At 41.0% G+C, this 13,326-nt stretch carries 11 protein-coding genes; 6 read left to right on the top strand and 5 right to left on the bottom strand.

Annotated elements, in window-relative coordinates:
* Positions 1-39: 39 nt before the first annotated feature.
* A complete protein-coding gene (ugpC, locus tag HT685_RS07615; protein ID WP_173226810.1) occupies positions 40-1,170 on the top strand; it encodes a sn-glycerol-3-phosphate ABC transporter ATP-binding protein UgpC in 1,131 nt (376 codons plus the stop codon).
* A gap of 96 nt (positions 1,171-1,266) precedes the next feature.
* Here the strand turns inward: ugpC and HT685_RS07610 are convergent, their stop codons facing one another.
* The 5 genes from HT685_RS07610 to HT685_RS07590 form a co-directional block, all read right to left on the bottom strand.
* The gene (locus HT685_RS07610; protein ID WP_173226808.1) at positions 1,267-2,457 is read right to left on the bottom strand and encodes a ferric reductase-like transmembrane domain-containing protein; all 1,191 of its coding nucleotides are present in this window, start codon (positions 2,455-2,457) and stop codon (positions 1,267-1,269) included.
* Positions 2,458-2,681: 224 nt separating this feature from the next.
* Positions 2,682-3,341, bottom strand: coding sequence for an amino acid ABC transporter permease (locus HT685_RS07605; protein ID WP_000443883.1), 660 nt, complete (start codon positions 3,339-3,341; stop codon positions 2,682-2,684).
* Positions 3,342-3,350: 9 nt separating this feature from the next.
* Positions 3,351-4,028 carry an amino acid ABC transporter permease gene (locus HT685_RS07600; RefSeq protein ID WP_173279002.1) on the bottom strand — a complete coding sequence of 226 codons (678 nt, stop codon included), beginning with the start codon at positions 4,026-4,028 and terminating at the stop codon, positions 3,351-3,353.
* A gap of 12 nt (positions 4,029-4,040) precedes the next feature.
* Complete coding sequence (locus HT685_RS07595; protein WP_173227254.1) at positions 4,041-4,835, bottom strand: transporter substrate-binding domain-containing protein; 795 nt, start codon at positions 4,833-4,835, stop codon at positions 4,041-4,043.
* A 10-nt stretch (positions 4,836-4,845) separates the two neighbouring features.
* Positions 4,846-5,604: an amino acid ABC transporter ATP-binding protein gene (locus tag HT685_RS07590; protein WP_173227256.1), complete on the bottom strand. Its 759-nt coding sequence runs from the start codon at positions 5,602-5,604 to the stop codon at positions 4,846-4,848.
* A gap of 175 nt (positions 5,605-5,779) precedes the next feature.
* Here HT685_RS07590 and recJ point away from each other — a divergent pair, with 175 nt between their 5' ends.
* From recJ to murN, 5 genes are all read left to right on the top strand, one after another.
* Complete coding sequence (gene recJ / locus HT685_RS07585; RefSeq protein WP_173227258.1) at positions 5,780-8,002, top strand: single-stranded-DNA-specific exonuclease RecJ; 2,223 nt, start codon at positions 5,780-5,782, stop codon at positions 8,000-8,002.
* A 173-nt stretch (positions 8,003-8,175) separates the two neighbouring features.
* Positions 8,176-9,837 carry a ribonuclease J gene (locus tag HT685_RS07580; RefSeq protein ID WP_000065626.1) on the top strand — a complete coding sequence of 554 codons (1,662 nt, stop codon included), beginning with the start codon at positions 8,176-8,178 and terminating at the stop codon, positions 9,835-9,837.
* 77 nt (positions 9,838-9,914) lie between these two features.
* Positions 9,915-10,694 carry an alpha/beta hydrolase family protein gene (locus HT685_RS07575; protein ID WP_173227260.1) on the top strand — a complete coding sequence of 260 codons (780 nt, stop codon included), beginning with the start codon at positions 9,915-9,917 and terminating at the stop codon, positions 10,692-10,694.
* Between the two features lie 111 nt (positions 10,695-10,805).
* The gene (gene murM, locus HT685_RS07570) at positions 10,806-12,026 is read left to right on the top strand and encodes a peptidoglycan bridge formation alanyltransferase MurM (RefSeq protein ID WP_173227262.1); all 1,221 of its coding nucleotides are present in this window, start codon (positions 10,806-10,808) and stop codon (positions 12,024-12,026) included.
* 4 nt (positions 12,027-12,030) lie between these two features.
* Positions 12,031-13,263, top strand: a complete 1,233-nt coding sequence (murN, locus tag HT685_RS07565; RefSeq protein WP_173227264.1) for a peptidoglycan bridge formation alanyltransferase MurN — start codon at positions 12,031-12,033, stop codon at positions 13,261-13,263.
* Positions 13,264-13,326 lie beyond the last annotated feature (63 nt).

Raw genomic sequence — 13,326 nt, 5'->3', positions numbered from 1 at the left:
TTATAATAAAACTATCAAAAGACAAAAGGAGTTCACCTCATGGTAGAATTAAATCTTAAAAATATTTACAAAAAATATCCAAACAGCGAACACTATTCAGTTGAAGATTTCAACTTGAACATCAAAGACAAAGAGTTCATCGTTTTCGTAGGACCTTCAGGATGTGGTAAATCAACTACTCTCCGTATGATTGCTGGTCTTGAAGACATCACAGAAGGAACTGCATCTATCGATGGCGTGGTTGTCAACGACGTAGCTCCAAAAGACCGCGACATCGCCATGGTATTCCAAAACTACGCTCTTTACCCACACATGACTGTTTATGACAACATGGCTTTCGGTTTGAAATTGCGTAAATACAGCAAGGAAGACATCGACAAACGTGTGCAAGAAGCAGCTGAAATCCTTGGATTGAAAGAATTTTTGGAACGTAAACCAGCTGACCTTTCAGGTGGTCAACGTCAACGTGTTGCCATGGGGCGTGCCATCGTCCGTGATGCAAAAGTATTCTTGATGGACGAACCTTTGTCAAACTTGGATGCTAAACTTCGTGTATCAATGCGTGCTGAAATCGCTAAAATCCACCGTCGTATCGGGGCTACAACTATCTATGTAACTCACGACCAAACAGAAGCGATGACACTTGCAGACCGTATCGTTATCATGTCAGCAACTAAGAACCCTGCTGGTACAGGTACTATCGGACGTGTGGAACAAATCGGTACTCCTCAAGAAGTTTACAAAAAACCAGTTAATAAATTCGTAGCAGGATTCATCGGAAGCCCAGCAATGAACTTCATCAATGTGAAATTAGTTGGTAGCGAAATTATTTCTGATGGTTTCCGTTTGAAAGTGCCAGAAGGAGCATTGAAAGTTCTTCGTGAAAAAGGCTACGAAGGTAAAGAATTGATCTTCGGTATTCGTCCAGAAGATGTGAATGCAGAACCTGCCTTCCTTGAAACATTCCCAGACTGTGTTGTAAAAGCGACTATCTCTGTATCAGAATTGCTTGGTTCAGAATCTCACCTTTACTGCCAAGTTGGTAAAGATGAATTTGTTGCTAAAGTTGATGCTCGTGACTACTTGCAAACAGGTGCAACAGTTGAACTTGGATTTGACTTGAACAAAGCCCACTTCTTTGATGTAGAAACTGAAAAAACAATCTATTAAAATAAATAAAATTCAAAGCACTGCTAGAAATCTGGCAGTGTTTTTTGCGGTTGTGTAGAAAAAACTCCTGGGAAATTCCCAGGAGAGTATGAGTGGTTATTTGAACTTGAATCCTTCGTAAATAAGCTCTGTTTTTGGATTTTGTTTCTTAATCTGTTTGGCAAGTGACTTCATCATAGAAAGAGGACCACACATATAGACGCTTGCATGTTCGGGCACTTCTTCTTGCTCAAAATTAAGATAGCCGTCTTTCCTACTGTCTACTAGATGGAGTTCAAAATTAGGATTTTTCTGAGCATAGTCACGGAGCAAATCAAGGTAGACTGCATTTTCTTCTCCACGGAAGCTATAGTAGAAGTGAACCTGTTTATCTAAAATAGGATGTTCGCGGATGTAAGAGATGAAGGGGGTGATCCCAATACCTCCAGCAATCCAAACCTGATTTTCTCGTCCTTCTTCTATGATCATGTGTCCGTAAGCTCTGTCTACGCTTACTTTGCTGCCGACTTGAAGATTGTCATAGATATTCTTGGTATGATCGCCTGAATTTTTGACAGTAAAGTAAAGAGTTTGACCATGACCTCCTGAGATAGAAAAGGGATGCGGAGCACTTTCAAAACCTTCTTGGGAAATCTTTAGGAAGGCAAATTGTCCTGCTTGATAATTGAAAGGTCTGCTAAGATGGATTTGAATTTCTCGCGTATCGTGGTTTAAGCGTTTGAGATTGGTAATTCTCCCTAGATAGGGGAAGCCAATCTTTTGATATAGAAAAATGATATAAAAACCAGCTAGTAAGCCTAAAAGGGCATAGCTACCAACAAGAAAACTTAGAAGATTAAATGTGAGGAGACGATTGCCCATCATCATATAGACGTGAAAGAGTCCAAAAATATAGGCTAGGTAAACCAGACGGTGAATCCATCGCCAAGCTTCGTATTGGATGTATTTGCCTAAATAGGCGACAAGGATGATACTGGCAAAGATATAGATGGCAAGATTGCCAAACTGAGCAGCTAAGCGAGAGCCCCACAAACCGCCCATACTTAAGTTATGAAAGATTAGTAGGATGATGGAGAGAAAGGCTGTGAATTTGTGGACAGTATAGACCTTCTCCAAACCGTGAAACCAGCTTTCTAGTAGGGGGAGACGAGTGGCTAGGATAAAAGTCAGAGATAGGCTTGTTAAAGCTAGTCCTGGAATCATGAATTGGGGAGAAGTGTTCATCCAAGTCAAAATAGTCAAGATAAAACTAGCTATGATAAAGAGTAGTCCTTTGATTGATTTCATAGAAAATTTCATTTCATTTAGATTTTGATTTGTTGTAAACAAATTTGTTACATTTTATCATAGAAAAAGTATGGTGTCAAATTGAGGTCTATAAATATCTACTCTCATCAAAAAACTCTCCAATTGAACTGGAGAGTGGCTGTTTATACTCAATGAAAATCAAAGAGCAAACTAGGAANNGGCAAGGTGAAGCTGACGTGGTTTGAAGAGATTTTCGAAGAGTATTATTCTGCAGCTTGTTGCCAACGTTTGGCTAGCATATGAGACAGGCTAGAAATGGCTAGGTTAAAGCTGAAGTAGATGAGGGCAATCAGGATATAAAGACTGAAGACCTGCTCTGGTTCGAAATAACGGCCCATGAGAATTTGGCTGGCTCCAAAGAGTTCTTGTAGGGCGATAACAGAGTAGAGAAGACTGGTATCCTTAATCACGGTTACAAACTGAGAAATGATGGCTGGCAGCATTTTACGGATTGCTTGTGGGAGAATGATGTGGTAGAGGATTTGGGCTGAGGTAAATCCTTGCGACATTCCTGCTTCGTACTGTCCCTTGTCTACGGCATTGAGACCACCTCGGATAATCTCAGCTAGGGCTGCTGAGGTAAAGAGAGTAAAGGCAGTGATTCCTGCTGGAGTGGACTTCATCTTGAAAACCAAAAAGATAGTAAAAATCCAGAGGAGGTTGGGAACGTTACGCACAAATTCGATATAAATGCTGGAAATAATGCGCAAGATAGGATTTTTGCCATTTCTCATGACGGCTAGCACTGTACCGATAAGGGTAGAGAGGACGATAGCGATCAGAGAAATATAGAGGGTCAAGCCAAATCCTTTAAAGATAAAGACTAGGTTATCTGGGGTCAAAACTTCTAAAATGGATTCCATAGTAACCTCCTAAAGTGAATAGGCTTTTTTGTTTGCTTGCTCCATCTTGCGATCAAACTGGGCAACAGGGAAGCAGAGAGAAAAGTAGAGAAGGGCAGCGCCTAAAAAGGATGGAATGTAGTTTCCGTTAAGTGCTGACCAAGACTTGGTCACAAACATCAAGTCTACTCCAGAGATGATAGCAACTGTCGAGGTATTCTTGATGAGGTTGACGATTTGATTGGTCAAAGGAGGGAGAATGATACGGAAGGCTTGAGGTAAGATAATCAAGCGCATGGCGCTGATATAGGTAAAACCTTGCGACAAGGCGGCCTCCATCTGACCACTAGGAATAGACTGAATCCCTGAGCGAATCACCTCAGCGATATAGGCGCCATGATAGAGTCCCACGCAGAGAACAGCCGTCCAATAAATCGGAATCATGATGATATGGTCACTGATAAGAGGTAGGCCATAAAAAACGATAACAAACTGCACCAAGAGGGGAGTGTTTTGGTAAAATTCCACAAATATACGAGCTAAGATTCGCAAAATTGGACGTTTGCTGGTTGACATGGCTCCGAAGAAGATGCCTAAAACCATGGCTAGGATAAAGGATCCGATAGCTAGGGCAAGAGTGAAGAGGAATCCATTGAAAAATTGTCCAAAATCCTGAAAATAGGCTGTCCAAGATGATAAATCTGTCATAGGGTATCCTCCTTAATCTGCGGTATGGCTAGATGGTTTGAGCTTGTAACGGTCATAAAGTTTCTGCAAACTACCATCCTTGCTCCATTTAGTAACCAAGTTATCAAGATAATTGTTTAGCTCTGTATTTGATTTCTTGGTAACGATACCGTAGTCAGATGGCTTGAAACTATCATCTAGTAGTACTGTGCGTTTACTGATGTAGCCAGACAGAATCGAGCGGTCAACGGAAAAGGCATCAATACGGTGGGCGTGTAGAGAAGTAATCAATTCTGGGTAGGAACCAAGTTCGACGAATTTAAAGGTTAGACCTTTCTTTTTACCCAGTTCAGTAATCAGGCGTTGGGTGATGGAACCTTGGGCAACTCCGATGGTTTTGCCGTTTAGGTCCTCAATCTTTTTGATTTTGGAAGACTTATTGACCAAAAATCCAGATGCGTCCGTGTAGTAGGGACTGGTAAAGTTGTAGAGTTTTTTGCGTTCGTCTGTGATGGTAAAGGTCGCGATATCCATATCGACCTGTTCATTGTCTAGAAGGGGACCACGGGTTTGTGCGGTAACAGGCACATAGCGAACCTTGACCTTGAGCTCATCAGCTACCATCTTGGCCAAGTCCGTTTCGATACCAGAATAGGTCCCTGTCTTGGGATCCTTGTAACCGAAATTGGGAACGTCTTGTTTGACACCGACAACCAGTTCGCCTCTTTTTTGAATATCTGCGACGCTGGTATCAGCCTGAACGGGTTTTGCAGCAGCAAGGCCGAAAAGGCTAATCAATAATGCGGATAAAAAGAATTTCTTTTTCATAGGCGCCTCCTTATTTGACTTTGTCACTTTCGTGGTTGATGATTTTGCTGAGGAATTGTTGGGCACGAGGTTCGCTTGGATTGTCGAAAAAGTCATCAACATCTGTCGTATCCACCAAAACTTCTCCGTCAGCCATAAAGATGATGCGGTCGGCAACTTCACGGGCAAAGCCCATTTCATGGGTGACGACAATCATATTCATACCATCGTGGACCAATTTTTGCATAACTGCCAGAACATCACCGATGGTTTCAGGGTCAAGGGCAGATGTTGGTTCATCAAAGAGGAGGAGTTCAGGATGCATAGCGAGTCCACGTGCGATGGCAATCCGTTGCTTTTGTCCACCAGAAAGCATGGCTGGATAAGAATCTTTCTTGTCCCACATATTTACAAATTCCAGATATTTTTGGGCTATTTTTTCAGCTTCTTTTTTATCAATTCCTAGAACTTTTATGGGTGCGAGTGTTACGTTTTCTAACACTGTTTTGTGAGGGTAGAGGTTAAAATGCTGGAAAACCATGCCGACTTCCTTGCGAAGAGGTACCAAATCTTTCTGGCTGGCACCAGCAACTTGGTGACCATTTACTAGAAGACTTCCTTTGTCTACAGCCTCCAAACCATTGATGGTGCGGATAAGAGTTGATTTTCCAGAACCAGAAGGGCCTAGGAGGACAACGACTTGCCCTTTTTCAAAACGGAGATTGATGTCGTGGAGTGCATGGTAGTCTCCGTAATATTTTTCGACGTGTTCAAATTCTACTAAAGCCATAAGGAATCTCCTTTGTGTTATATTTTATAACACGATTCTACACCAAAAGAATTGCCTTGTCAAATCATATCTTAAAAATTCACTAAAATTTTATAAAAAAGCAATCTGGATAGAGAAAAAGCCTAAATCATGTTATAATGAAGCAATAGAATTCTTAGAAAGAGTGGATGTCTTTTTGATAACACCTACTTATGAATGGCAGTTTGCCCCGCAGGTTGAAGATGCGGATTTTACAAAGATAGCCAAGAAGGCTGGACTGGGTCCTGAGGTGGCTCGGTTATTATTTGAAAGAGGGATTCAGAACCAAGAAAGTCTGAAGAAGTTTTTAGAACCTTCCTTGGAGAATTTGCATGACCCTTATCTGCTCCATGATATGGACAAGGCAGTGGCTCGTATTCGTCAGGCCATTGAAGAAGGGGAAAATATTCTCATCTATGGAGACTATGATGCGGATGGTATGACTTCGGCTTCGATTGTGAAGGAAAGTTTGGAACAGCTTGGCGCCGAATGCCGTGTTTACTTGCCTAATCGTTTTACCGATGGCTATGGACCTAATGCAAGTGTCTATAAATACTTTATCGAGCAAGAAGGGATTTCCTTGATTGTGACGGTGGATAATGGGGTTGCCGGTCATGAGGCTATTGAATTGGCCCAGTCTATGGGAGTGGATGTCATTGTGACTGACCATCATTCCATGCCTGAAACCTTACCAGATGCCTATGCTATTGTCCATCCTGAACATCCGGATGCGAACTATCCTTTCAAATATTTGGCTGGTTGTGGAGTTGCTTTCAAGCTGGCTTGTGCCCTTTTAGAAGAAGTACAAGTGGAATTGCTTGATTTGGTCGCTATTGGTACCATTGCTGATATGGTTAGTTTGACAGATGAGAACCGTATCTTGGTTCAGTATGGTCTGGAAATGTTGGGACACACTCAGCGTATTGGTCTACAAGAAATGCTAGACATGGCTGGGATTGCTGCCAACGAAGTAACAGAAGAAACGGTTGGTTTCCAGATTGCCCCTCGTTTGAATGCCTTGGGCCGCTTGGATGATCCTAATCCAGCCATTGATTTGTTGACTGGCTTTGATGATGAGGAGGCTCACGAGATTGCCCTTATGATTCATCAGAAAAATGAAGAGCGCAAGGAAATCGTCCAGTCTATCTATGAAGAAGCTAAGACCATGGTGGACCCTGAGAAGAAGGTTCAAGTCTTGGCCAAGGAAGGCTGGAATCCTGGGGTTCTAGGAATCGTGGCTGGTCGTTTGCTGGAAAAACTAGGACAGACAGTCATCGTTCTCAATATAGAAGACGGTCGTGCCAAGGGTAGTGCTCGTAGTGTGGAAGCGGTCGATATTTTTGAGGCTCTGGATCCTCATCGAGACCTCTTCATCGCCTTTGGCGGTCATGCTGGTGCGGCTGGCATGACGCTGGAAGTTGAGAAACTCTCAGATTTATCTCAGGTCTTGGAAGATTATGTCCGTGAAAAAGGCGCAGATGCTGCTGGCAAGAACAAGTTAAATTTAGATGAAGAACTGGATTTGGAGACTTTGAGTCTTGAAACAGTCAAGAACTTTGAACGTTTGGCACCTTTTGGAATGGATAATCAGAAACCTGTCTTTTATATCAAGGATTTTCAGGTCGAAAGTGCTCGTACTATGGGAGCAGGCAATGCCCATCTCAAGCTGAAAATTTCCAAGGGTGAGGCGAGTTTTGAAGTGGTAGCCTTTGGACAAGGCAGATGGGCAACAGAATTTGCTCAAACCAAGAATCTAGAGCTGGCAGTCAAATTGTCTGTCAACCAATGGAATGGCCAAACTGCTCTCCAGTTGATGATGGTGGATGCGCGTGTGGAAGGTGTTCAACTTTTTAACATTCGTGGGAAGAATGCAGCCTTGCCAGAAGGAGTTCCAGTCTTGGATTTTTCTGGAGAACTGCCAAATCTTGCGGATAGTGAAGCTATTGTCGTGAAAACCATACCTGAGGATATTACTCTGTTGAAGACCATTTTTCAGAAACAGAATTTTTCCGCTGTCTATTTCAAAAATGATATTGACAAGGCCTACTATCTGACAGGCTATGGGACTAGAGAGCAGTTTGCCAAATTGTACAAGACTATCTACCAGTTTCCAGAGTTTGATATTCGCTACAAGCTCAAGGATTTGGCTGCTTATCTCAATATCCAACAAATCTTGCTGGTTAAGATGATTCAAGTCTTTAAAGAACTAGGCTTTGTGACGATCAAAGATGGGGTTATGACAGTCAATAAAGAAGCGCCAAAGAGAGAAATCGGAGAAAGTCAGATTTACCAAAATCTCAAACAAACCGTCAAAGACCAAGAAATGATGGCGCTGGGTACCGTGCAAGAAATTTATGACTTTTTAATGGAAAAAGAGTAGATCATAGGAAAGAGTTGGGAAACCAGCTCTTTTTTGAAAACAAATCTTCATTTTGAAAATCATCAAAAAAATGGTATAATGGTAGGAAAAGATTCGGCTAACAGTAATAGTGCTTTTAGAATAAGAGGGTAAGCAACCCTATAATCAAGATAAACTAAGATTTTGGAGGAAAAATGAGTAATATTAGTTTAACAACACTTGGTGGTGTACGTGAAAATGGGAAAAATATGTACATTGCTGAAATTGGAGAGTCCATTTTTGTTTTGAATGCAGGGTTAAAATATCCCGAAAATGAACAATTAGGGGTCGATGTGGTGATTCCAAAGATGGACTACCTTTTTGAAAATAAAGATCGAATTGCTGGGGTATTTTTAACTCACGGACATGCAGATGCTATTGGTGCTCTGCCTTATCTCTTGGCTGAAGCCAAGGTACCTGTATTTGGCTCTGAGTTGACCATTGAGTTGGCAAAACTCTTTGTCAAAGGAAATGACGCAGTCAAGAAATTTAATGATTTTCATGTTATTGATGAAGATACGGAGATTGATTTTGGTGGGACAGTGGTTTCCTTCTTCCCTACGACTTACTCCGTTCCAGAGAGCCTGGGAATTGTCTTGAAGACAGCTGAAGGGAGCATCGTTTATACAGGTGACTTCAAATTTGACCAGACAGCTAGTGAATCCTATGCGACAGACTTCGCTCGTTTGGCAGAAATCGGTCGTGACGGCGTCCTGGCTCTCCTCAGTGATTCGGCCAATGCGGACAGCAATATTCAGGTGGCTAGTGAAAGTGAAGTTAGAGATGAAATTACCCAAACCATTGCTGACTGGGAAGGTCGTATCATCGTTGCAGCTGTTTCCAGTAACCTTTCTCGTATCCAGCAGATTTTTGACGCTGCGGATAAAACAGGTCGACGTATCGTCTTGACAGGATTTGATATTGAAAATATCGTCCGCACAGCGATTCGTCTCAAGAAGTTGTCTTTAGCCAACGAAATTCTCTTGATTAAGCCGAAAGATATGTCTCGCTTTGAAGACCATGAGTTGATTATTCTTGAGACAGGTCGTATGGGTGAACCTATCAATGGACTTCGTAAGATGTCGATTGGTCGCCATCGTTATGTAGAAATCAAGGATGGGGACCTGGTCTATATTGCTACGGCTCCGTCTATTGCTAAAGAAGCCTTCGTTGCGCGTGTGGAAAATATGATTTATCAGGCAGGAGGGGTTGTCAAATTGATTACCCAAAGTTTACATGTATCAGGGCACGGAAATGCGCGTGATTTGCAGTTGATGATCAATCTCTTGCAACCCAAGTATCTCTTCCCAATTCAAGGGGAATACCGTGAGTTGGATGCCCATGCTAAGGCAGCTATGGCAGTTGGGATGTTGCCAGAACGCATTTTCATCCCTAAAAAGGGAACCAGCATGGCTTATGAGAATGGGGACTTTGTCCCAGCTGGCGCAGTTTCAGCAGGCGATGTCTTGATTGACGGAAATGCTATTGGTGATGTTGGAAATGTGGTTCTTCGTGACCGTAAGGTCTTGTCAGAGGACGGTATTTTCATCGTAGCAATCACAGTTAACCGTCGTGAGAAGAAAATTGTGGCCAAGGCTCGTGTGCACACGCGTGGATTCGTTTATCTCAAGAAGAGCCGTGATATTCTCCGTGAAAGTTCAGAATTGATTAATCAGACGGTAGAAGACTATCTTCAAGGAGATGACTTTGACTGGGCAGATCTTAAAGGGAAGGTTCGTGATAATCTGACCAAGTACCTCTTTGATCAAACTAAGCGTCGTCCAGCTATTTTACCAGTAGTCATGGAAGCAAAATAATCGTTGAAATAGTTGAAATAAACAGAGAGAAAGTCGAATTTCGGCTTTTTCTTATCGGAAAATAGAAGGAGAAAATCATGGCAGTAATGAAAATCGAGTATTACTCACAAGTTTTGGATATGGAGTGGGGAGTGAATGTCCTCTATCCTGATGCTAATCGAGTGGAAGAACCAGATTGTAAAGATATTCCCGTCTTGTACCTCTTGCACGGGATGTCTGGCAATCATAATAGTTGGCTCAAGCGAACCAATGTAGAACGCTTGCTTCGAGGAACCAATCTAATCGTTGTCCTGCCCAATACCAGCAACGGTTGGTATACCGATACCCAGTATGGTTTTGACTATTACACAGCTCTAGCAGAGGAATTGCCAGAGGTTTTGAAACGCTTCTTCCCTAACATGACCAGCAAGCGTGAAAAGACCTTTATCGCTGGTCTCTCTATGGGAGGCTACGGCTGTTTCAAATTGGCTCTTGCTACAAATCGTTTTTCTCATGCAGCTAGTTTTTCAGGTGCCCTTAGTTTTCAAGATTTTTCTCCTGAGAGCCAAAATTTGGGGACACCGGCTTATTGGAGAGGTGTTTTTGGGGAGATTAAAGACTGGACAACTAGTCCCTATTCACTTGAAAGTCTGGCTAAAAAATCGGACAAAAAGACCAAGCTGTGGGCTTGGTGTGGTGAGCAGGATTTCTTGTATGAAGCCAATAATCTAGCAGTGAAAAATCTCAAAAAACTGGGATTTGATGTGATCTATAGCCATAGTGCTGGAACTCACGAATGGTACTACTGGGAAAAACAATTGGAACGTTTTTTAGCAACCCTACCAATTGATTTCAAATTAGAAGAGAGATTGAGTTAGTTTGAACTCCAGCATAGGGGTAGTAGAACTAAAATAAAATATGTTTTCACTAGACTTTTCAAACGAAAGTAGTAGAATAGTAATAAGATACTGGAGGAAAGAGAGTAGGAAATGTACCGTTATCAAATTGGCATTCCCACATTAGAATATGATCAGTTTGTCAAAGAACATGAATTAGCTAATGTATTACAAAGTAGTGCTTGGGAAGAAGTTAAGTCTGATTGGCAACATGAGAGGTTTGGTGTCTACAGGGAAGAAAAATTACTGGCTACAGCTAGTATTTTGATTAGAACTCTTCCGCTAGGCTATAAAATGTTTTACGTCCCAAGAGGACCCATATTGGATTATGGGGATACGGAACTCTTGAGTTTTGTCATTCAGTCCATTAAGTCTTATGCTCGTAGTAAGAGAGCTATTTTTGTGACTTTTGATCCAAGTATTTGCCTGTCTCAAAGTTTAATCAATCAGGAAAAGACAGAATTTCCTGAAAATCTGGCTATTATTGATAGTTTGCAACAAATGGGAGTAAGGTGGTCAGGAAAAACAGAGGAAATGGGAGACACCATTCAACCTCGTATTCAGGCGAAAATATACAAGGAAAATTTTGAAGAAGATAAACTTTCTAAGTCAACGAGGCAAGCTATCCGAACAGCACGGAATAAGGGGGTAGAGATTCAATTTGGTGGAACTGAATTATTGGAGTCTTTTTCCTTTTTGATGAAAAAAACCGAGAAGCGGAAAGAGATTCATTTGAGGAATGAAGCCTATTATAAAAAGTTGTTAGATAATTTTAAGGACAAGGCCTATATCACCTTGGCCACCTTGGATGTCTCTAAACGTTCGCAAGAATTAGAAGAACAGTTAGCGAAAAATAGAGCCTTGGAAGAGACCTTTACTGAGTCGACTCGCACTTCAAAAGTAGAAGCGCAGAAGAAGGAAAAAGAACGTTTGTTAGAGGAATTGACTTTCCTGCAGGAATATATGGATGCAGGTCAAGCGAGAGTTCCTTTAGCGGCTACTTTGAGTTTGGAATTTGGTACTACCTCTGTCAATCTATATGCTGGTATGGATGATGATTTTAAACGTTACAATGCACCAATTTTAACTTGGTATGAAACGGCTCGCTATGCCTTTGAGCGAGGTATGTTGTGGCAAAATTTAGGTGGTGTTGAAAACTCTCTCAATGGTGGACTTTATCATTTTAAGGAAAAATTTAATCCAACGATTGAAGAATATTTGGGTGAATTTACAATGCCTACCCATCCTCTCTATCCTCTGTTAAGACTTGCTCTTGATTTCCGTAAAACATTAAGAAAAAAACATAGAAAGTAAGTATATGGCACTAATTACACTCACGAAAGAAGAGTTTCAGGCTTATTCTGGTCAGGTTTCTTCTCGTTCCTTTATGCAGTCGGTCCAGATGGGGGACTTATTAGAAAAAAGAGGGGCTCGAATTGTTTATCTTGCTTTGAAACAAGAAGGAGAAATTCAAGTTGCAGCTCTGGTTTATAGCTTGCCCATGCTAGGTGGTCTGCATATGGAGCTCAATTCGGGGCCGATTTATACCCAACAAGATGCTCTTCCAGTTTTTTATGCGGAGTTAAAAGAATATGCTAAGCAAAATGGTGTATTAGAGTTGCTTGTAAAACCTTATGAAACTTATCAAACTTTTGATAGTGAAGGTAATCCGATAAATGCTGAGAAAAAAAGTATTATTCAAGGTTTAACTGATTTAGGTTATCAATTTGATGGATTGACGACAGGGTATCCAGGTGGAGAACCAGATTGGTTATACTATAAGGATTTGACTGAATTAACTGAAAAGAATTTGCTTAAAAGTTTTAGCAAAAAAGGGAAACCCTTGGTTAAAAAGGCTGAAACCTTTGGCATTCGGTTGAAAAAGTTAAAACGTGAAGAACTATCGATTTTTAAGAATATCACAAAAGAAACCTCTGAACGTAGAGAATATAGTGATAAAACTTTAGAATACTATGAGCATTTTTATGATGCTTTTGGAGAACAAGCGGAGTTTCTCATAGCAAGCTTAAATTTTTCGGACTATATGAGCAAATTGCAAGGTGAACAAAGTAAACTAGAAGAAATCTTGGACAAGTTGCGACTTGATTTGAGTAAAAAGCCTCATTCTGAGAAAAAACAAAATCAACTGAGAGAATATTCTAGTCAATTTGAAACGTTTGAAGTTCGAAAAGCAGAAGCGCGAGACTTGATTGAAAAATATGGGGAAGAAGATATTGTTTTAGCTGGGAGTTTATTTGTTTATATGCCTCAGGAAACGACTTATCTCTTTAGTGGTTCCTACACTGAGTTTAATAAATTCTATGCCCCTGCGCTACTTCAAAAATATATTATGTTGGAAAGTATAAAACGTGGAATACCTAAATACAACTTCCTAGGGATTCAAGGGATTTTTGATGGAAGTGATGGTGTTTTGCGTTTTAAACAGAATTTTAATGGCTATATTGTACGCAAAGCAGGTACTTTCCGGTACCATCCATCGCCTTTAAAATACAAAGCTATCCAGTTACTCAAAAAAATAGTAGGACGTTAAGATGAAAAAGTCAGTATTTAGCTTTCTTTCAGCTTCTTTTAGTAAAATAGACTTTATTTACTA

This window comes from Streptococcus sp. 5004, from assembly GCF_013276755.1.
Taxonomy (GTDB): domain Bacteria; phylum Bacillota; class Bacilli; order Lactobacillales; family Streptococcaceae; genus Streptococcus.
This window is presented reverse-complemented; position numbering and strand designations above follow the sequence as displayed.